Origin of the sequence: Methylophilus sp. OH31, assembly GCF_000576615.1 — a bacterium.
Classification (GTDB): Bacteria; Pseudomonadota; Gammaproteobacteria; order Burkholderiales; family Methylophilaceae; genus Methylophilus.
This window is the reverse complement of sequence record NZ_BAUS01000009.1, coordinates 1-399: the sequence shown is the minus strand read 5'-3', so window position 1 is coordinate 399 and position 399 is coordinate 1. Positions and strand designations below refer to the sequence as shown.

Annotated in this window: 1 protein-coding gene; it reads right to left on the bottom strand. The window is 41.6% G+C overall.

Annotated elements, in window-relative coordinates:
• Positions 1–136: 136 nt before the first annotated feature.
• A partial coding sequence (locus OH31_RS15200; RefSeq protein ID WP_206773614.1) for a hypothetical protein occupies positions 137–399 on the bottom strand: 263 nt, incomplete at its 5' end.

Below are 399 nucleotides of genomic sequence, written 5' to 3'. Positions count from 1 at the left end.
ACCACCCCTTCCCATCTCGAACAGGGCCGTGAAACGAACTTGCGCCAATGATAGTGTACTCTTCGTATGCGAAAGTAGGTCATCCCCAAGCTCCCTATATAAGCCCTCGGCCAATTTGGCCGAGGGCTTTTGCTTATTAGTGTAAGCCAGTGATTTTCTCAGTAGAAATTGTTTCATTTTTTGCTTGACGAAAATCTCCAGCGCTGTAAAATGCGCGGCTCGCTTCAAGAAAACGATAAGTTAAATTGAAGCAAAGAAGTAAAAAGTGACATCTTAAAGAGGCCTGTTGATAACGAAATAAAAGTTGTTGACGAAGTAAAAAACCTCTGTATAATGCGCACCTCGTTACGAAATAACGGTAACGAAAACGGCTTAGAAGCTGACTGTTCTTTAAAAATT